Genomic DNA, 18,993 nt, shown 5'->3' with positions numbered 1-18,993 from the left:
GTCGATTTTCTCCCAGCCAAGCACAGGACGGTTAAAAGTCAATCATCACAGGATGTTGGCACCCCACCCCGGCGGCTGCCAAAGTTCCGCGCCCCGGACGATTGCACCCCACCTCTGGGCTCTGATATAGTGACCTACAACAAGATATTGTGGCTGCAAGACGAGGCCCGGCGATGAGCGACACGCCCGAACCGCCCGAAAACGATGACGAAACGGGCGCGCAGCCCGAAAAGCCGTCCTATGACGGGCCGACGGTCTCGATCAGCCACGAGATGAGGACCGCCTATCTCGATTACGCGATGAGCGTGATCGTGAGCCGCGCGATCCCCGACCTGCGCGACGGCCTGAAGCCGGTGCACCGCCGGATCCTCTTCGCGATGCACGAGACGGGGAACACCCACGACAAGCCCTACCGCAAGTCCGCCCGCCCCGTCGGCGACGTGATGGGCCAGTACCACCCGCATGGCGACAGCGCGATCTACGACGCGCTCGTGCGGATGGCGCAGGATTTCTCGATGTCGCTGCCGCTGCTCGACGGGCAGGGCAATTTCGGCTCGATGGACGGCGACAATGCCGCCGCCATGCGCTACACCGAGGTGCGGATGGACAAGCCGGCCGCCTACCTGCTGGCCGACATCGACAAGGACACCGTCGACTTCCAGGACAATTACGACGGCAAGCAGGAAGAGCCGACGGTCCTGCCCGCCCGGTTCCCGAACATGCTGGTCAACGGCGCGGGCGGCATCGCCGTCGGCATGGCGACCAACATCCCGCCCCACAATCTGGGTGAAGTCGTCGACGCCTGCCTCGCTCTGATCGACGATCCGGACCTGTCGAGCGAGGCGCTGATCGACTACGTCCCCGGCCCCGACTTCCCCACGGGGGGAATCATGGTCGGCCGCTCCGGCGCGCGGAAGGCCTATCTCGAAGGGCGCGGCTCCGTCCTCATCCGGTCGAAGACCCATGTGGAGGAGATCCGCCGCGACCGGTGGGCCATCGTGATCGACGAGATCCCCTACCAGGTTAACAAGGCCACCATGATCGAGCGCATCGCCGAGGCGGCGCGCGACAAGCGGATCGAGGGGATCGCCCACGTCCAGGACGAGAGCGACCGCTCCGGCGTCCGCGTCGTGGTCGAGCTCAAGCGCGACGCGACCGCGGACGTGGTGCTGAACCAGCTCTTCCGCTTCACCCCGATGCAGACATCGTTCGGCTGCAACATGCTGGCACTCAACGGCGGCAAGCCCGAGACGCTGACGCTGCGCCGCTTCCTCACCGCCTTCCTCGAGTTCCGGGAGGAGGTGATCGCCCGCCGCACCGCCTACCTGCTGCGCAAGGCGCGCGAGCGGTCCCACATCCTGTGCGGCCTCGCCGTGGCCGTCAGCAACGTGGACGAGGTGGTCGCCACCATCCGCGCCTCCGCCGATGCCGCCGAGGCGCGCGAGAGGCTGATGGAGCGGCGCTGGCCGGCCGAGGAGATCGCGCCCTTCATCCGGCTGATCGACGATCCGACCCACACGATGAACGAGGACGGGACCTACAACCTTTCCGACGCGCAGGCCCGCGCGATCCTGGAGCTGCGGCTGCAGCGCCTCACGCAGCTGGGCGTCAAGGAGGTGACGGACGAGCTCGCCGACCTCGCCGCGAAGATCAGGGACTACCTCGACATCCTGCGCTCGCGCGACCGCATCCTCGGCATCATCCGCGACGAGCTGAACGAGGTGAAGAGCCTCTTCGCCGTGCCCCGCCGGACCGAGATCGTGGACTGGGCGGGCGACCTCGACGACGAGGACCTGATCGAGCGCGAGGACATGGTCGTGACCGTCACGCAGGGCGGCTACATCAAGCGCACCCCGCTGGCCGATTTCCGGGCCCAGCGGCGCGGCGGCAAGGGCCTGTCGGGCGGGGGCCTGAAGGAGGACGACGTCGTCACGACGCTGTTCGTGGCGAACACGCACACGCAGCTGCTCTTCTTCACCACCGACGGCATGGCCTACAAGCTGAAGTGCTGGCGCCTGCCCGCCGGCTCGCGCGCCTCGCGCGGCAAGGCGATCGTCAATATCCTGCCGATCCCCACGGGCGTCTCGATCGCGGCGATCATGCCGGTCGACCGCCCCGAGGAGGAATGGGACGAGTTGCAGATCGTCTTCGCCACCGACCGCGGGACCGTGCGGCGCAACGCGCTGAGCGACTTCACCAACGTGAACCGCGCCGGCAAGATCGCGATGAAGTTCGAGGACGAGAACGAGGGCATGCGCCTGATGGGCGCGCGCATCGCCTCGCCCGAGGACGACGTGATGCTGGTCACCGCGCTCGGCCGGGCGATCCGCTTTCCCTCGACCGACGTGCGGGTCTTCAACTCGCGCGCCTCGGTCGGCGTGCGCGGCATCCGCCTGCAGGAGGGGGACAGCGTCGTGTCGATGTCGGTGCTGCGCCATTTCGAGGCGGACCCGGCGGAGCGCGCGGCCTATCTCAAGATGCGCCGCGCCATGGCCGGCCTGACCGACGATGCCGAGATCGAGGCCGACGAGGACGAGGAGGCGGCGGCCCCCGGCACGATCAGCCAGGACCGCTATGCCGAGATGTCGGCGGCCGAGCACCTGATCCTGACCATCACCACCGGCGGGTCGGGCAAGATCTCGTCCTCGATGGACTATCCCGTCCGCGGGCGCGGCGGCCAGGGCGTCGGCGCGATGGACCGCGCGATGCGCGGCGGGCCGATCGTCACCTCCTTCCCGGTCGAGATGGGCGACCAGATCATGCTGGTCACCTCGACCGGCCAGTCGATCCGCGTCCCGGTCGAGGGGATCTCGTTCCGTTCGCGCACGGCCGGCGGGGTCAAGGTCTTCGACACCCGCAAGGGAGAGGAGGTCGTGGGCGTCGCCTGGATCGCCGAGAGCGAGGCCGAGGAGATCGGCGAGGCTCCGGGCGATGCGGATGGCGGGGCCCCGTCCGAGGGGCCCGAGGGGATGCCGGGCGACGAATGACGCCGTGCCGACGGCCCCCCGCGCCCTCGTCGTGATCGCGATGGCGCGGGGGCCCTTTGCGCCCCCGTCGCCCGGATAACGGCCTGCCGGCCGCGTTCATCCGGCCTTAGCTTTTCGATGCGATCACCGGTCGACATTTCCGGGATCGCGCCGATGAACCTCTATCACAGTCAGATCGAGCTGAAGGACGGCGAGAAGGCCCTCGCCTTCGCCCAGGCGGCGGAGGCGTGGTTCGGCGCGCTCGTCGCGCGCGGCCTGATCGCAGACTGGCGGCTGTTCCGGCGCAAGTTCGGCCTGGCCTCCGGGGCGCACAGCGATTTCATCCTCGAGGTCATGGTCGAGGACCTGGCCCAGCTCGACACCGCCTTCGCCACGCTCGGCCGGGCCGAGGACGACGAGACCCAGCGGCTCTACGACCGGATGCACGACATGATCGCGACGGCGCGCCACGGCCTCTACCGTCCCTATCCCGATCCCGCGCAGAGAGAGCGTGTCGCGCTGGTGTGACCGGGCGCGGGACTTCACCGCCCGCGCGATCTGCGCTAGGCCGCGTCCATGACAGAGACACTCCACATCGTCGGCGGCGGCATGGCCGGGTCCGAAGCCGCCTGGCAGGCCGCAGAGGCGGGCGTCCCCGTCGTCATCCACGAGATGCGGCCGCGCGTCGGCACCTTCGCCCACCGCACCGGCGATCTCGCCGAGATGGTCTGCTCGAATTCCTTCCGCTCGGACGACGACGAACAGAACGCGGTCGGCCTTCTCCACTGGGAGATGCGGGAGGCGGGCGGCCTCATCATGCGGACCGCCGATGCCCATCGCCTGCCGGCGGGCGGCGCGCTGGCCGTCGACCGCGACCCCTTCGCCGCCGCGGTCACCGCCGCCCTGCGCGCCCATCCCCGGATCACGATCACCGACGAGGAGGTGACCGAGCTGCCGCGCGAGGGGCACTGGATCCTCGCCACGGGCCCGCTCACCTCGGCCGCGCTCGGACAGGCCATCGCGGCGGAAACGGGGGCCGAGGCGCTCGCCTTCTTCGACGCGATCGCGCCGATCGTCCATGCCGAGACGATCGACATGTCCGTCGCCTGGCGCCAGTCCCGCTACGACAAGGGCGAGACCGAGGAGGAGCGCACGGCCTACATCAACTGCCCGATGGACAAGGCGCAGTACGAGGCCTTCATCGACGCGCTGCTCGAGGCCGAGAAGACGGAGTTCCGCGTGGGCGAGGCATCCTCCGCCCCCGACCCCACTCCTTATTTCGACGGCTGCCTGCCGATCGAGGTCATGGCCGAGCGCGGGCGCGAGACGCTGCGCTTCGGCCCGATGAAGCCGATCGGCCTGACCAATCCCCACGCCCCGGAGACCAAGCCCTATGCCGTGGTGCAGCTGCGCCGCGACAACGCGCTCGGCACGCTCTACAATATCGTCGGGTTCCAGACCAAGATGAAGTATGGCGCGCAAACCCGTGTATTCCGTATGATTCCCGGGCTGGAGGAGGCGTCCTTCGCGCGCCTCGGGGGGATCCACCGCAACACCTTCCTCAACTCGCCCACCCTGCTGGATTCGCAGATGCGGCTGAAGAGCCGGCCGAACATCCGCTTCGCGGGGCAGGTCACGGGTGTCGAGGGCTATGTCGAATCCGCCGCGATGGGCCTGCTCGCCGGGCGTCTCGCCGCGGCCGAGATCGCGGGCCGCACACTCGCCCCGGTCCCGCGCACGACCGCCATCGGCGCGCTGGTCGCGCATATCACCGGCGGCGCGGATGCCAGGACCTTCCAGCCGATGAACGTCAATTTCGGCCTCTTCCCGCCGTTGGACGGGGTGCGGGGCGGCCGGCGCGGGCGCAAGGACCGCTACAGGGGCTATACCGACCGGGCCAAGGCCGACTGGACCGACTGGCTCGCCGGAGCCGGCGCGCCGGCGGCCACGACGGATCCCGCCCACAGCGCCGCATAGCGGCGAAGATCGCCCACAGCGCCGCCTGGTGGGCGCGGATCGCCCACAGCGCCGCCTGGTGGGCGCGGATCGCCCACAATGTCGCCTGGTGGGCGGAGACCGCCCACAGCGCCGCCTCGTGGGCGGAGATCGCCCACAACGCCGCTTAGGGCGCGGAGATCATTGACCGGACCGTCCTCCGCCGCATTCTGGTTCCGGGAGGGCGTGACCGGGAGGGGACGGACGATGAAGGACTGGGACGACCTGCGCTACCTCCTCGCGATGTCGCGCTGCGCCACGATGACCGAGGCGGCGAAATCCCTGCGGACCAACGTCGCCACCGTCTCGCGCCGGATGGAGCGGCTGACCGAGCGTCTGGGCTACCCGCCCTTCGTCCGTCAGCAGAACGGCTGGCAGCCGGCGGACCGGATCCTGCCCCTCATCGACATCGCCGAGCAGGTCGAGGGCAGGCTCGCGCTCGAGATGTCGCGCGTCCGCAGCCGCAGCGGGGAGGCGCGGGTGCCGATCCAGATCGGCTGCCTGCCCTTCGTGTCCGCCGGCATCCTGCTGCCGGACGTGGCCCGCCTGCCCCCGCAGGTGAACCTGACCTTCATCGACCGCCTCACGGGCGAGGGACTGGGCGATTGCGACATCGTCATCCGCCTCGGCGTGCCGGAAAGCGGCCGGCTGCTGACCCGCCGCGTCGGGCGGGTGACCTTCCGCCTGTTCTCGCGCAGCGGCGGCGTGCCGCCGCAGGACTGGGCGGCCCTGTCCGAGGAATGGGACAGCCACCCTGCCATGCAGCTCGGATTCGCGCGGTTCGGACAGCCGCCCTCGCTCAGGGTGACGACCTTCGGCGCCCTTGCCGAGATCGTGAAGCGCACCGCGCTGGCCGCGCCGCTGCCCTATTGCGACGCCGTGGACCATCCCGACATCGCCCCCCTGCCCGCGCAGGACGACGACTGGACCGGCGAGTTCTGGGCCTTCTGGCACGAGACGCGGCGCGGCGATCCGGTGATCGAGAAGATGATCGACTGGATCGTCGACGGGTTCCGCCGGGCCGACACGATCTACCGCCGGTCCGGGATCGGTGCGGTTTCGCAAAGCGGTTCTCAGGCAATTCCGGGTTGAGCGCCGGGCGCCGAGGGCGCAGTATCGGGGCAAGGGCCAAAGAGCCCACCGATCGAGGCACGAGATGACCAGCGCAATCCCGACAGCGAGCCGCATTGCGGTCGCCATCGCCTCCGGCGTGGCTGCGACCTTCTGCGTGGATTCCCACCTTTCCGGCGCGCCGGGTCCCGCCGACATCGCCGTCGGCGCGATGCTGGCGGTCGCGGCCGTGTGGCTGTGCATCGGGGTCAATACCCGCCGCATGGCCTGCATCGCCGCCGCCCTGATGACCGCGCATGTGCTGCTCGTGCCCGGCTCGGTCATTCCCGGCGTTCTGGCGGTGCTGACGACCGTACTGACGCTGCCCCTGCTGCTGCTGGGCGGTGGCGGGGCGGTCCTGCTGCCGCGCGCCTGGCGCGAGACCCACTGATCGCCGCCCCCTCGCCGGGACAGGACCGCCGGGGTGCCGCGCCCCGGCGGGGTGCCTGCGCGGCGGGCCCGGGTGGAAGGGGCCAGGTGGGAGGGGCCGGAACTTGCCGGTGCCGGGACCGGACCCCATATCGGGGGGGACAGACATCCAGCCCACCGGACCCCTGCCCATGCTCTACCTCCTCGCCCTGATCCTGCCGCCGCTCGCGATCCTGCTGGCGGGGCGGCCGATCCTCGGGATCGTGATCTTCTTCATCTGGCTTCCGGCCATCATCATCTCGGGCGGTCTCGGCCACCCGGCCTTCATCATCCTGGCCTGGCTCGTGATCCACGAACGCAAGACGCGCTGGCTGTCGAACTGACTTGACCCTCGTCACCCGGTTCGCGCCCTCTCCGACCGGGCCGCTGCATCTCGGCCATGCCTTCTCGGCGATGACCGCGCATGATTTCGCGCGGTCGCAGGGTGGCGCCTTCCTCCTGCGGATCGAGGATATCGACCGTCAGCGCTCGAAGCCCGGCTGGGAGGCGGCGTTGCTGGACGACCTCGCCTGGCTGGGCCTGACCTGGGACGGACCCGTCCTGCGGCAATCGGACCGGCTCGGCGCCTATCGCGACTGCCTGCAGCGGCTCTGGGGCGAGGGGGCGATCTATGCCTGCAACTGCCGCCGCCGCGACGTGATCGAGGCCGCCTCCGCCCCGAACGAGGGCGAGCCGGTGATGGGGCCGGACGGTATCGTCTATCCCGGCACCTGCCGCCCCGCCGATCCCGGCCCGCGCAGCGCGCCGATGCCCCCGGATTCCGCGCTCCGCCTCGACATCGGCCGCGCCTTCGACCTGGTCGCCCCGGACGGGGTCCTGACCTTCACCGAGGACGGGGCCGGGCCGGCGGGCGAGACAGGCGCGGTCGCCACCACCAGGGGACAGGTGGTCCGGGGGATCGGCGACGTCGTCCTCGCCCGCCGGGAGTTCGGCACGTCCTACCATCTGTCCGTCGTGCTCGACGACGCGGCGCAGGGCGTCACCCATGTCGTGCGCGGTCGGGACCTGTTCGAGGCGACGCGGATCCACGCGATCCTGCAGCGCCTTCTGGGGCTGCCCCGGCCGGTCTACCGCCATCACCGCCTGATCCGCGATGAGACCGGCCGCCGCCTGGCCAAGCGCGACGACGCCCGCGCCCTGTCGCGCTACCGGGCAGAGGGGGCGACGCCGCAGGACATCCGCCGGATGGTCGGTCTCTAGGCGATCGGCGCCATGATCTCGGTCTCAGCCCCGTCCCGGATCGCGGTGTAGAAGCACGAGCGGCGCCCGGTATGGCAGGCCGGCCCGGTCTGGCGCACCAGCACCAACAGGCAGTCGCGGTCGCAGTCGAGCCGCATCTCCACCAGCTCCTGCACGTGGCCCGAGGTCTCGCCCTTGACCCAGAAGGCCCGGCGCGAGCGCGACCAGTAGGTGACGCGCCCCGTCTCCAGCGTGCGGGCGACGGACTCGGCATTCATCCAGGCCAGCATCAGCACCTCGCCGCTCTCCGCGTCCTGGGCGATGGCGGGCAGCAAGCCCGCGGCGTCGAAGCGCAGGGTGGCGGGGTCGAACATCGGGCGGATCCTCTGGCCGTGGGCGGTTGGCGCGCCTATCTAAGGGGCCGTCGCCGCCGCGACAACGCCAATCCCCGGGGGGACGCCATGACCGCCGAGACCGATCTCATCAAGCTCTATTCCGGGCGCATCCTCGCCCTGACCGCCGAGATCCCGCATCTCGGCCGGCTGGACGCGCCGGATGGCTCGGCGCGCAAGCGCTCGCCCCTCTGCGGCTCGACCGTCACGGCGGATGTGCGGATCGAGGACGGCCGCGTGGCGGAATTCGCGCAGGACGTGAAGGCCTGCGCCCTCGGCCAGGCCTCGGCCGCGATCCTGGGCGCAGAGGCGATCGGCCTCGACGAGGCGACGCTGGCCCGCGGGCGCGACCAGCTGAAGGCGATGCTGAAGGAGGGCGGCCCGGTCCCGGACGCGCCTTTCGCCGAGCTCGAGGTGCTGGAGCCGGCGCGAGACTACAAGAACCGTCACCCCTCCATCCTTCTTGCCTTCGAGGCGATTCTCGCCGCGATGGAAGAGGCGCGGGCCGCCCGCTCCGCCTGACCCGCCGGCCACCCGAACGAAAAGAACCGCCGCGCCCCGGGATGGGGACGCGGCGGCAGGATGTGCGACCTCGCGTGGGACACCGCGCCGTCCTGGTCGGGGCGACGGGGGGAGGCAGAGCCCCCCTCGCCCGCGGTGATGCGCCTGTTGGGGACGGGCGCTGGGAACAGGTGGACGGCAGCGGCGCGAGATCGCCGGGCAGAACGGGTCAGATCAGGTGCGGCAGGCCGAGCCCCCCGACGAGGAGGATCGCCAGCGCCGCGGCGCCGACGGCATCGGCCAGAAGGGTGTCGCGGCTGCGGGACAGGGCGGCCTTGATGTCCTCGGTCATGTCGTTCCTCCGTCGTATCGTCTCCGTTGATGCTTTGTTCTCATATCGTTCCGCCCCTGTAAAGAACTTTGTGAGAACATCTGCGGCGTCGATCATGCACGAACGGCCAAGTCCCTGATCCGGAACGAAAGGATCCTACCCGATGTCGATCAGCCGGATCGCCCGGTCCTGTTCCATCAGCCACAGAAGGACGCGGGCCGCCTGCCCCCGCGGCCCGTCCAGCGCCGGATCCTCGGCCAGAAGGCGGCGGGCATCGCTCTGCGCGACCTGCATGAGCCCGGCCTGCCGTTCCAGATCCGCGATGCGGAACCGCGGCAGGCCCGATTGCGCCGTGCCGATCACGTCGCCCGCGCCGCGCAGCGCCAGATCCTCCTCGGCGATGCGGAACCCGTCCTCGCTGTCGCGCAGGATGGCGAGGCGCCGTTGCCCCGCATCGGAGAGCGGCGGCTGGTAGAGCAGCAGGCAGGAGGATTTCGCCGAGCCGCGCCCGACCCGACCCCGCAGCTGGTGCAGCTGGGCGAGGCCGAAGGTCTCGGCCCGCTCGATCACCATGATCGACGCGTTCGGCACGTCCACGCCGACCTCGATCACCGTGGTGGCGACCAGCACCTTCGTCTCGCCCGACTGGAAGCGGGCCATGGCCGCGTCCTTCTCGGCCGGGGGCAGCTGACCGTGGACCAGCCCCACCTCGCAGTCCAGCGCGGCGCGCAGCCGCTTGAACCGCTCGGTCGCGGCGGTCAGCTCGCTGACCTCGCTCTCCTCGACCAGCGGGCAGACCCAGTAGACCTGCCGCCCCTCGGCCACGGCGCGGCGCAGGCTCTCGACCACCTCGTCCAGCCGGCCGAGCGAGACGAGCGCGGTCGAGATCGGGCTGCGTCCCGGCGGCTTCTCGTCGAGGACGGACACGTCCATGTCGCCGTACTGCGAGAGCGCGAGGCTGCGGGGGATCGGCGTCGCGGTCATCACCAGCACGTCGACCCGCTCGCCCTTCGCCCCCAGCTCCATCCGCTGCGAGACGCCGAACCGGTGCTGCTCGTCCACCACGGCGAGGCGCAGGTCCGCGAAGACGACATCCTTCTGGAACACGGCATGGGTGCCCACGAGGACATGGATGTCGCCCGCCGCGAGCGCGGCCAGCTTGCGCGCCCGCTCGGCCCCCTTGTGGCGGCCCGTCAAGATCTCGACCACGACGCCCGCGCTCTCGGCCAGCGGACGCAGCCCGGCGAGGTGCTGCCGGGCGAGGATCTCGGTCGGGGCCATCATCGCGCCCTGCCCGCCCGCCTCGACCGCGACGAGCAGCGACAGGAAGGCGACCAGCGTCTTGCCGGCCCCCACATCGCCCTGCAGCAGCCGGTTCATCCGACGGGGCGCGGCGAGGTCGGCCGCGATCTCGGCCACCGCGCGGGTCTGCGCCCCGGTCGGGGCATAGGGAAGCGCGGCGAGCACCCGGTTCCGCAGCCGCCCGTCCCCCGAACTCGCCCGACCCGGCCGGGCGCGCGCGCGGGCCCGGGCCAGCGCGAGCGTCAGCTGATGCGCCATCAGCTCGTCATAGGCGAGCCGCGCCCGGGCGGGGGCGGTCGCCGCGATGTCGGCCGGACTCTCCGGCGCATGGGCCGACCGGATGGCGGCCTGCCAGCTCGGCCAACCCTCGCGCTCCAGCAGGGCGCGGTCGGCCCATTCCGGCAGATCGGGGGCCAGCGCCAGCGCGCCGCGGATCGCCTTGGCCATCACCTTCTGCGTGACCTGGCCGGTGAGCGGATAGACCGGCTCCACCGCCGGGATCTCCTCCGCCTCCTCGAGCGGCAGGACGTGATCGGGATGGACCATCTGCGCCATGCCGTCGAACAGCTCCACCCGGCCCGAGACGAGGCGGCGCACGCCGACCGGCAGCAGCTTCTCCAGCCAGTCGCGCCGCGCGTGGAAGAAGACGAGCTGGAAGGTCGTCCCCGAATCCTCGACCGTGACGCGGTAGGGGCGCCCCTTCGCCGCGTTGGGCTGGTGGCCGCGCACCGTGATTTCGACCGTGGCGACGGCGGGCGGCACGATCTCGGTCACGCTGGCGCGGCGGCGACGGTCCACCGCCTGGGACGGCAGGGTGAAGAGCAGGTCGCGCGGCGTGGCGAGGCCGCCGGCGGCCAGCGCCTTCTCGGTCTTGGGGCCCACGCCCTTCAGCTCCGACAGGCCGCCGAAGAGCGGCCAGAGGATCTCGGGCCGGCCGGCCATCAGATCCCGCCGATCAGGGCGATCCAGCCGTCCTCGTCGATCGTCTCGACACCCAGCTCGGCCGCCCGCGCCGCCTTGGACCCCGCGCCCGGCCCCGCCACGACGAGGTCCGTCTTCGCGCTGACGCTGCCCGACACCTTCGCCCCCAGCGCCTCGGCCCGCGCCTTGGCCTCGGCCCGGGTCATCTTCTCGAGCGTGCCGGTGAAGACGATCGTCTTGCCCGTCACCGGGCTGTCCTTGGCCTGCCCCTCCGGCGGATCGATCCGTTCCAGCTGGTCCACCAGCCGGTCGATGGCCGCCCGCTCCTCCGGCGAGGCGAGCGCGGCGACGAGAGAGGTGGCGAGCGTGAGTCCCACGCCGTCGATGCCGGTGATCTCGCCCCAGGCGGGGCTGGCTCTCAGGCTCTCGCGGTCCGGCTCGGGATAGGCGGGCTCCTGCGCGGCGCGGTCCGCCGCGCCGGCCAGCGCCTCCCAGCTCTGGAAATGACGGGCGAGATCCTGCGCGGCCACCTCGCCCAGATGCCGGATGCCCAGCGAGAAGAGCAGCCGCGCCAGCGGGATCCGCCGCTTCGCCTCGATCGCGGCGAAGAGATTGCGGGCCGAGACCTCGCCGTAGCCCTCGCGCTGTGCCAGCGGAATGTCCGCCGCCGCGTCGCGGGCCGGCAGGGTGAAGATGTCGGCCGGCTCGCGGACCCGCAGCACGTCGTCGTGGAAGAACATCTCGACCTGTTTCGCGCCCAGCCCCTCGATGTCGAAGGCGGCGCGCGAGACGAAATGCTTCAGCTTCTCCAGCGCCTGGGCGGGACAGACCAGGCCGCCGGTGCAGCGACGGACCGAATCGCCCGCCTCGCGCACCGCGTCCGAGCCGCATTCGGGGCAGGTCCGGGGAAAGGCGAAGGGCTCGGCCCCGTCCGGGCGGCGGGCGATGTCGACATCCGCGACCTTGGGAATCACGTCGCCCGCGCGGTAGATCTGCACCCAGTCGCCGACGCGGATGTCCTTGCCGCCCCGGATCTCGCTGCCGTCGGCGGCGCGCCCCGCGATGTAATCCTCGTTGTGGAGCGTGGCGTTGCTGACGACGACCCCGCCGACCGTGACCGGGGCGAGCCGCGCGACGGGCGAGAGCGCGCCGGTGCGGCCGACCTGGATGTCGATCGCCTCGAGCCGGGTCCAGGCGAGCTCGGCCGGGAACTTGTGCGCCGTCGCCCAGCGGGGCGTGGTCGAGCGCAGGCCGAGCCGGCGCTGGTAGTCCAGGCTGTCGACCTTGTAGACGACGCCGTCGATGTCGTAGCCGAGCATCGCCCGCGCCGCCTCGATCTCCTCCCAGGCGGCGATCAGAGCGCCGGGTCCGTCGCAGCGGCGGGTCAGCGGGTTCGTGCGGAACCCCAGATCCGCGAGCCGCCCGATCGCGCCGGATTGCGTGTCGGCCAGCGGCTCCGACACCTCGCCCCAGGCATAGGCGAAGAACTTCAGCGGCCGGTCGCGGGTGATCCCGGCATCGAGCTGCCGCAACGAGCCGGCGGCGGCGTTGCGCGGATTGGCGAAGGTCCGCCCCCCCGGCGCCCGCGCGTTGAGCGCCGCGAAATCCTCGTGCGACATGTAGACCTCGCCCCGCACTTCCAGCACGTCCGGCGCGCCGTCCAGCGCCTGCGGGATGTCGTCGATGGTGCGGGCATTGGCGGTGACGTTCTCGCCCACCGCGCCGTTGCCACGCGTCGCCGCCTGCACCAGCCGCCCGCCCTCGTAGCGCAGCGACAGCGAGAGGCCGTCGATCTTGGGCTCGGCCGTGTAGGCGAGCGGATCCTCGGGGCCGAGGCCCAGATAGCGGCGGATCCGCGCGTCGAATTCCGTCACTTCCTCGCGGTCGAAGACGTTGTCGAGGCTCAGCATCCGCTGGGCATGGGTGACCTTGGCGAAGGGCGCGGCGGGGTCGGCGCCCACCTTCTCGGAAGGGCTGTCGACGCGCTTCAGCTCGGGGAACCGCGCCTCGATCGCGGCATTGCGGCGCTTCAGCCGGTCGTATTCGGCATCGTCCAGGAAGGGCGCGTCCTCCCCGTGATAGGCGACGTTCGCCTGTTCGAGCATCGCGGCCAGGGCGGCGAGCTCTCGCGTCGCGGATTCGGGATCGAGATCCTCGACCGGGCGGTCCCGCAGACCGGATGTCTCGCTCGTGTCGCTGGTCACCGCCGCCCCCTGATCGCGCTGCCGACCCGTTATCGGCCCGGGCCGGACGATCGTAAAGGCCGGCCGCGGCAGGCGCGTTCAGGCGCCGAGGGCGATCCGCGAATTGCTGTCGTCCGAGTGTTCGGGATCGCGCAGGACGTAGCCGCGGCCCCAGACCGTCTCGATATGGTTGTCGCCGCCCGTCGCCTGGCTGAGCTTCTTGCGCAGCTTGCAGATGAAGACGTCGATGATCTTGAGCTCGGGTTCGTCCATCCCGCCGTAGAGATGGTTGAGGAACATCTCCTTGGTCAGGGTCGTGCCCTTGCGCAGCGAGAGCAGCTCGAGCATCTGGTATTCCTTGCCCGTCAGGTGGACCGGGGTTCCGTCCACCTCGACCGTCTTGGCGTCGAGATTGACCGTGATGCGCCCGGTCTGGATCACCGACTGGGCATGCCCCTTCGACCGGCGGATGATCGCGTGGATCCGGGCGACCAGTTCCTCGCGGTGGAAGGGCTTGGTCAGGTAATCGTCCGCGCCGAAGCCGAAGCCCCGCAACTTGCTCTCCGTGCCGTCATCGCCCGACAGGATCAGGATCGGGGTGTCGATCCGGCTGAGCCGCAGCTGCCGCAGCACCTCGTGGCCGTTCATGTCGGGCAGGTTGAGGTCGAGGAGGATCAGATCGTAATCGTAGAGTTTCGCGAGATCGATCCCCTCCTCTCCCAGGTCGGTGGCATAGACGTTGAGATTGGCATGGGTGAGCATCAGTTCGATGCTCCGGGACGTCGCAGGGTCGTCTTCGACCAGAAGGATACGCATGAACCTCACCTCCGCTTGATGTCGACGCAGACTAGGCGGTCGCTGGTTAACCTTGCGTTACTCTGGCGGAGGATCGTGGCGCGATCAAGTTCACGGATGCCGGTACTTCTGCAGCGCAGTGGTTCGCAAGGCCGCCTCCCCGTGGGTCTCGACCGCGTTGGCCCATTCGTCGAACTCCTCCTCCGACAGGGCGTAGGTCTGCAGCGCGCTCTCGCGCGAGATGAGGCCCGCCGTCACCGCGCGGACCACGGCCGCCTTGCGCGAGGCGACCCAGCGCTGCGTCTTGGCCGGCGGCAGGTCGGCCCGCGTCATGATCCGGCCGTCCGGCAACGTCACCGATCGCGGCCCGTCGACTTTCTTCAGGTACATCTTCCCCTCACCCCAAAGGCCCAGTTCCGGACCCCTTGGATGGGCGCGCGCGCTTAAGGGAGCATGAAGCGGGGCCTTGAGAATATGGGGCATTTTCCTATATTCGCCGCCTTGCACCCCAGCCGGAGATCCCCCATGCCGCTCGATCGCACGTCCGGGCTGAATTCGCTCGGTTTCGCCAAGCCGCCGGCCGAAACGCGCGTCGTGGTGGCGATGTCGGGCGGGGTCGACAGCTCCGTCGTCGCGGCCGAGCTCGCGGCCGAGGGCTACGACGTCGTCGGGGTCACGCTGCAGCTCTACGATCACGGCGCGGCGCTGGCGAAGAAGGGGGCCTGCTGCGCCGGCCGCGACATCCACGATGCCCGCCGCGTGGCCGAGGCGATGGGCTTTCCCCATTACGTGCTGGATTACGAAAACACCTTCCGCGAATCCGTGATCGACGAATTCGCCGACAGCTACCTCGCCGGGGCGACCCCCGTGCCCTGCATCCGCTGCAACGAGCGGGTGAAGTTCCGCGACCTGCTGGAGACGGCGAAGGATCTCGAGGCCGATTGCATGGCGACGGGCCACTACATCCAGCGCCGCGAGGGCGCGGCGGGGCCCGAACTGCATCGCGCCGCCGATCCGAACCGCGACCAGTCCTACTTCCTCTTCTCCACCACGCCCGAGCAGCTCTCCTACCTGCGCTTCCCGCTGGGCCACCTGGCGTCGAAGGCCGAGACGCGGGCGCTGGCGGCGAAGCACGGCCTGTCGATCGCCGACAAGCCCGACAGCCAGGACATCTGCTTCGTGCCGAACGGGAACTACGCCGCGGTGATCGAGAAGCTGCGCCCCGGTGCCGCCGATCCGGGCCGGATCGTCCATGTCGACGGACGCGACCTCGGGGACCATCGCGGCGTCATCCACTACACGATCGGCCAGCGCCGCGGCCTCGGCATCGGCGGCCTGACCGAGCCGCTCTACGTGGTGAAGCTCGACGTGGACGCGCGGCAGGTCGTCGTCGGCCCCAAGGAGATGCTCGCCACCCGCACCGTGCCGGTGAAGGAGATCAACTGGCTGGGCGACGGCCCCTTCGCGGCCGGCCGCCGCGAGATCAGCGTCAAGGTCCGCTCGACCAAGCCGCCGGTCGAGGCGGTGCTGCGCCCCACCGGCGCGACGACCGGCGAGGTCGAGCTGGCCATCGCCGAGGAGGGCGTCTCTCCCGGCCAGGCCTGCGTCTTCTACGAGACCGGCGGCAGCCGCGTCCTCGGCGGCGGCTGGATCACCCGCTAGAGCCGCGACAGGATCGCCCGGGCGGCGCGCAGTCCCGGATCCTCGCCGTCCCGGCCGAGCTGCCGCATCGTGTCGTCCAGCGCCCGGCGCTGCGGCCCGGGTGCCTCCAGCACGGCGCAGAGGGCGTCGGCCATGGGGCCGGGGCGGCAGGCCTCGCCGATGAACTCGGGGACGACATGGCTGTCGGTGACCAGGTTCACGAGGCAGACCCGGTCGATCAGCAGCATCCGCTTGGCGATCTGGCGCGTCGTCCACGAGCTGTCGTAGCCGATCACCATCGGCGTACCCGCCGCCGCCAGCTCGAGCGAGACCGTGCCGGAGGCGGCGAGCGCGACATCGGCCGCGGCGAGGGCCGCCCGCTTGCGGGCGCCGTCCGGGTCGTTCCGCGGCAGCAGGACGAGCGGCGGCGGCACCCAGTCCGCAATCTTCTCGCGGACGAGATCCGCCACCGCACCGCCCGCCGGCAGGACCACCCGCGCCCCCGGATGCCGCGCGCAGACCCGAGAGAGCGTCTCGCCGAAGCGGTCCGCCAGTCGCGCGACCTCGCCGGCGCGGCTGCCCGGCAGGGCCAGGATCATCGGCCCCGCCCCGATCCCCAGCTCCTCGCGCAGCGCGGCCTCCTCCTCCGCCGTGGCCTGCGGATCGGACACGACGGGGTGGCCGACGAAGTCGCAGGGGATGCCGGCGGCCTCCATGTAGGGCGGCTCGAACGGCAGCAGCGCGAGAACCTGGTCGACATGCGGCGCCATCCTCGCGGCCCGTCCCGGCCGCCAGGCCCAGACCGACGGGGCGACGTAATGGACGATCCGCACCCCGGCCCGCGCCCGCACCGCCTTCGCCACCCGCAGGCAGAAATCCGGGCTGTCGATGGTCAGCAGCACGTCCGGCGGATCGGCGAGGATCGCCTCCACCGTCTGGTCGCGGCGCCGGAAGAGGTGCCGCAGGCGCGGCAGCACCTCGGTCAGGCCCATCACCGAGAGGTCGGACATCGCAAAGAGCGAGGTCAGCCCCTGCCGCGCCATCTCGTCCCCCCCGATGCCGGAGAAGCGCACCTCCGGCACGAGCCGGCGCAGGCCCCGCATCGCCGCAGCGCCCAGCCGGTCGCCCGACGGCTCGCCCGCGATCAGGAAGACGTGCAGGCTCATGGCTCCTGCGCGACCAGCCAGAGGCCCGATGCGTCGAGGACGGCCAGCGCCTCCTCGCGCCGAAGGAGCATCGTGCCGCCCGCGACGACCGCGATCCCGGCGAGCCGGGCGCGCACCGCGCCCCGGGCGGTGCCTGGACCGATGACGGGCAGGTCGACGCGGCGGTCCTGCCCCGGCTTCGGCCCCTTGACGAGCACGGCGCCCGGCACCTCGCCGGCGGCGGCGAGCATCGCGTCGGTCCCGGCCGCGTCCTCGCGCGCGATCACCGTCCCGTCCCGCACGAGACAGGCCTGCCCGCTATCGGCCGCCCCCATCTCGACGAGACAGGCGAGGCCCGCCTCTATATCCGCCTCGGCCTCCGGCCCGGGCATGGCGGCGCCCTGGCGGCCGGGCGACACGAGCAGGTCCGGCGCGATCTCGTGCGCGGCGAGGATTGTCAGGCCCGCCTCCTCGAAGACGGCGATCACGGCGCGCAGCGCCCCGTCATCCCCCGCGCCGAGCGCTCCGGCGAGACGCGGGACCAGCGGGGCGGTCGCCGCGTCGATCCGTGCCGGGTCGAGGGCCGGCCGATCGATCGCCCCCGCCATGCAGAGCCGGTCCACCCCCGCCGCCCGGAGCTCTTCGATCAGGGTGCCCAGGGTCTCGAGCCGGAAGGATCGCACGGGCACGTCCGGGGGCAGGTCCGGCGCATTGCCTTCCAGCGCCCGGACCAGCGGCACCTGCCCGCGCGCGGCCAGACGCTCCAGCAGCGCCGATGGCAGATCGCCCCGCCCCGCGATCAGCGCGATCATCCGCGGGCGGTCAGGTAATGCCGGTCGGTTTCGGCCAGGACGAAGGCGCGGAGCGCGTCGAGCAGCGCGCCCTGCCCCTCCGGCAGTGCGGCGGCACGTTCGCCGAAGGCGCCTTCGCCCCTGGCGAGCGTCTCGAAGGCCTCGCGCAGGGCCGCGATCTCGGCCCGGCTCGCGCCGCGGCGGCGCAGCCCGACGAGGTTCATCCCCTCGAGCGTCGCGCCGGGACCGTCGACCAGGCCGAAGGGCAGCACGTCGCGGCTGACCTTGGCCAGCGCGCCGATCATCGCGCCCTGCCCGATCCGCACCCATTGGTGGATCCCGGCCATGCCGCCGACGATGGCGTCGTCGCCGACCTGCACGTGCCCGGCCAGCCCGGCATGGTTCACCAGCACGACCCGGTCGCCGACGATGCAGTCATGGGCGACGTGGCTGCCGGCCATGAACAGCCCGTCATCGCCGATGCGCGTGACCCCGCCCCCGCCGGCCGTGCCGACATGCATCGTCGCATGCTCGCGGATCCGGTTGCGGGCGCCGATCCGCAGGCTCGTCCGCTCGCCCCCGAACTTGAGGTCCTGCGGCACCTCTCCGATCACGGCGAAGGGGAACACCACGCTCCCCTCGCCGATATGGGTGTCGCCGGTGACATGGGCCTGCGGGCGCAGCTCGACCCCTGCGCCCAGCACCACCTCCGGCCCGACATAGGCGAAGGCCCCGATCCGGGCGCCGGGGCCCACGGTGGCGCCGTCCTCGACGCAGGCGGCCGGATGGATCACGGCAGAGGCGTCGATCCGCGCGGTCATGCGGCGGGGACGTCCATCATGGCGGTGAACTCCGCCTCGGCGGCCAGCTCGCCCTCGACCGTGGCGCGGCCGGCAAAGCGCCAGACCTTGCCGCCCGCCTTGCCGCGCAGGGTCGTGATCTCCATCCGTAGCTGGTCGCCGGGCACGACCTTGCGGCGGAACTTGCAACCGTCGATCGCCATGAAATAGACCGCCAGGTTCCCGTCGGTCTTGTCCATCGTGACGCCGCACATGACGGCGGCCGTCTGCGCCATCGCCTCGACGATCGTGACGCCGGGCATGATCGGATTGCCGGGGAAATGCCCCTGGAAATAGGGCTCGTTCATCGTGACGTTCTTGAGCCCGACGCAGCTCTTGAGCCCGTCGATCCCGGTCACACGGTCGACCAGGAGGAACGGATAGCGATGCGGCAGGATACGCTGGATCAGGCCGATATCGGCACTGCGGGTCGGGGCCTCGGCGGGCCCCCCTTCGGTCGCATCGGTCATGGG

The 18,993-nt window shown here is 71.2% G+C and carries 19 protein-coding genes; 9 read left to right on the top strand and 10 right to left on the bottom strand.

Annotated features, from left to right (window positions below; genetic code table 11):
• Positions 1–173: 173 nt before the first annotated feature.
• From gyrA to gluQRS, 7 genes are all read left to right on the top strand, one after another.
• On the top strand, positions 174–2,987 hold the full coding sequence (gene gyrA, locus BUE30_RS00585; protein ID WP_073325671.1) for a DNA gyrase subunit A: 2,814 nt from the start codon (positions 174–176) through the stop codon (positions 2,985–2,987).
• Positions 2,988–3,140: 153 nt separating this feature from the next.
• Entirely contained in the window at positions 3,141–3,494 is a 354-nt protein-coding gene (locus BUE30_RS00580; protein ID WP_073325669.1) for a DUF6614 family protein, read from the top strand.
• A gap of 48 nt (positions 3,495–3,542) precedes the next feature.
• On the top strand, positions 3,543–4,943 hold the full coding sequence (trmFO, locus tag BUE30_RS00575) for a methylenetetrahydrofolate--tRNA-(uracil(54)-C(5))-methyltransferase (FADH(2)-oxidizing) TrmFO (RefSeq protein ID WP_073325668.1): 1,401 nt from the start codon (positions 3,543–3,545) through the stop codon (positions 4,941–4,943).
• 225 nt (positions 4,944–5,168) lie between these two features.
• Positions 5,169–6,053, top strand: a complete 885-nt coding sequence (locus BUE30_RS00570) for a LysR family transcriptional regulator (protein ID WP_073325666.1) — start codon at positions 5,169–5,171, stop codon at positions 6,051–6,053.
• A gap of 64 nt (positions 6,054–6,117) precedes the next feature.
• Complete coding sequence (locus BUE30_RS00565) at positions 6,118–6,462, top strand: hypothetical protein (RefSeq protein ID WP_073325664.1); 345 nt, start codon at positions 6,118–6,120, stop codon at positions 6,460–6,462.
• A gap of 169 nt (positions 6,463–6,631) precedes the next feature.
• The gene (locus BUE30_RS00560; protein WP_073325663.1) at positions 6,632–6,823 is read left to right on the top strand and encodes a hypothetical protein; all 192 of its coding nucleotides are present in this window, start codon (positions 6,632–6,634) and stop codon (positions 6,821–6,823) included.
• A gap of 1 nt (position 6,824) precedes the next feature.
• Entirely contained in the window at positions 6,825–7,700 is an 876-nt protein-coding gene (gene gluQRS / locus BUE30_RS00555; RefSeq protein WP_073325661.1) for a tRNA glutamyl-Q(34) synthetase GluQRS, read from the top strand.
• On the opposite strand, the gene hisI is transcribed toward gluQRS, so the two are convergent.
• Positions 7,697–8,053: a phosphoribosyl-AMP cyclohydrolase gene (gene hisI / locus BUE30_RS00550; protein ID WP_073325659.1), complete on the bottom strand. Its 357-nt coding sequence runs from the start codon at positions 8,051–8,053 to the stop codon at positions 7,697–7,699. The two genes, gluQRS and hisI, sit on opposite strands and share 4 nt — an antisense overlap.
• 87 nt (positions 8,054–8,140) lie before the next feature.
• Between hisI and BUE30_RS00545 the strand changes: the two genes are divergently transcribed.
• The gene (locus BUE30_RS00545; protein WP_073325657.1) at positions 8,141–8,593 is read left to right on the top strand and encodes an iron-sulfur cluster assembly scaffold protein; all 453 of its coding nucleotides are present in this window, start codon (positions 8,141–8,143) and stop codon (positions 8,591–8,593) included.
• 208 nt (positions 8,594–8,801) lie between these two features.
• Here BUE30_RS00545 and BUE30_RS18135 read toward each other — a convergent pair whose 3' ends face one another.
• From BUE30_RS18135 to sciP, 5 genes are all read right to left on the bottom strand, one after another.
• Complete coding sequence (locus tag BUE30_RS18135; RefSeq protein ID WP_280157012.1) at positions 8,802–8,924, bottom strand: hypothetical protein; 123 nt, start codon at positions 8,922–8,924, stop codon at positions 8,802–8,804.
• 135 nt (positions 8,925–9,059) lie between these two features.
• Positions 9,060–11,147, bottom strand: a complete 2,088-nt coding sequence (gene recG / locus BUE30_RS00540) for an ATP-dependent DNA helicase RecG (protein ID WP_073325655.1) — start codon at positions 11,145–11,147, stop codon at positions 9,060–9,062.
• Positions 11,147–13,330: an NAD-dependent DNA ligase LigA gene (gene ligA, locus BUE30_RS00535; protein WP_073325653.1), complete on the bottom strand. Its 2,184-nt coding sequence runs from the start codon at positions 13,328–13,330 to the stop codon at positions 11,147–11,149. The genes recG and ligA overlap by 1 nt, the downstream gene beginning before the upstream one ends.
• A 78-nt stretch (positions 13,331–13,408) precedes the next feature.
• Positions 13,409–14,125: a response regulator transcription factor CtrA gene (ctrA, locus tag BUE30_RS00530; RefSeq protein WP_073325651.1), complete on the bottom strand. Its 717-nt coding sequence runs from the start codon at positions 14,123–14,125 to the stop codon at positions 13,409–13,411.
• A gap of 90 nt (positions 14,126–14,215) precedes the next feature.
• Positions 14,216–14,494: a CtrA inhibitor SciP gene (gene sciP / locus BUE30_RS00525; protein ID WP_073325649.1), complete on the bottom strand. Its 279-nt coding sequence runs from the start codon at positions 14,492–14,494 to the stop codon at positions 14,216–14,218.
• A 135-nt stretch (positions 14,495–14,629) separates the two neighbouring features.
• On the opposite strand from sciP, the gene mnmA reads away from it, so the two are divergent.
• The gene (mnmA, locus tag BUE30_RS00520; protein ID WP_073325647.1) at positions 14,630–15,766 is read left to right on the top strand and encodes a tRNA 2-thiouridine(34) synthase MnmA; all 1,137 of its coding nucleotides are present in this window, start codon (positions 14,630–14,632) and stop codon (positions 15,764–15,766) included.
• Here the strand turns inward: mnmA and lpxB are convergent.
• Genes lpxB through fabZ form a run of 4 tightly spaced genes read right to left on the bottom strand, consistent with a single transcriptional unit; the run spans position 15,763 to position 18,990 of the window.
• On the bottom strand, positions 15,763–16,905 hold the full coding sequence (gene lpxB, locus BUE30_RS00515) for a lipid-A-disaccharide synthase (RefSeq protein WP_073326493.1): 1,143 nt from the start codon (positions 16,903–16,905) through the stop codon (positions 15,763–15,765). The genes mnmA and lpxB overlap by 4 nt on opposite strands.
• A 2-nt stretch (positions 16,906–16,907) precedes the next feature.
• Positions 16,908–17,702, bottom strand: coding sequence for an LpxI family protein (locus BUE30_RS00510; protein ID WP_073325646.1), 795 nt, complete (start codon positions 17,700–17,702; stop codon positions 16,908–16,910).
• On the bottom strand, positions 17,699–18,502 hold the full coding sequence (lpxA, locus tag BUE30_RS00505; RefSeq protein WP_073325644.1) for an acyl-ACP--UDP-N-acetylglucosamine O-acyltransferase: 804 nt from the start codon (positions 18,500–18,502) through the stop codon (positions 17,699–17,701). The genes BUE30_RS00510 and lpxA overlap by 4 nt, the downstream gene beginning before the upstream one ends.
• Positions 18,499–18,990: a 3-hydroxyacyl-ACP dehydratase FabZ gene (gene fabZ / locus BUE30_RS00500; RefSeq protein ID WP_073325642.1), complete on the bottom strand. Its 492-nt coding sequence runs from the start codon at positions 18,988–18,990 to the stop codon at positions 18,499–18,501. Before fabZ ends, lpxA begins: the two co-directional genes overlap by 4 nt.
• Between the last annotated feature and the right edge of the window lie 3 nt (positions 18,991–18,993).

The sequence above is a fragment of the Wenxinia saemankumensis genome (assembly GCF_900141735.1).
Classification (GTDB): Bacteria; Pseudomonadota; Alphaproteobacteria; order Rhodobacterales; family Rhodobacteraceae; genus Wenxinia; species Wenxinia saemankumensis.
The sequence above is the reverse complement of the archived record's forward strand: the minus strand, read 5'-3'. Positions and strand labels throughout refer to the sequence as shown.